Consider the following 251-nt stretch of genomic DNA (forward strand, 5'->3'; position numbering starts at 1 on the left):
GAACGGTGACGAGCTTGGTGCCGTCGGGAAACGTGGCTTCGACCTGGACGTCGTGGATCATCTCGGCCACGCCCTGCATGACCTGGTCGCGCGAGATGACGTGGGCGCCCGCCTCCATGAGTTCGGAGACGGCGCGTCCGTCGCGGGCCCCCTCGACCACGAAATCGGTGATGAGAGCGATGGCTTCGGGGTGATTGAGCTTGACGCCGCGCTCAAGGCGCTTGCGCGCGACAATGGCGGCCATGGCCACG

The 251-nt window shown here is 66.9% G+C and carries 1 protein-coding gene; it reads right to left on the bottom strand.

Annotation, left to right across the window (positions count from 1 at the left end):
- Positions 1–244: urease subunit gamma (locus tag NVV99_RS26675; RefSeq protein WP_260783322.1), on the bottom strand; the 244-nt coding region annotated here is incomplete at its 3' end.
- Positions 245–251 lie beyond the last annotated feature (7 nt).

The organism is Rhodococcus sp. PAE-6 (genome assembly GCF_025290685.1).
GTDB lineage: Bacteria > Actinomycetota > Actinomycetes > Mycobacteriales > Mycobacteriaceae > Rhodococcus > Rhodococcus pyridinivorans.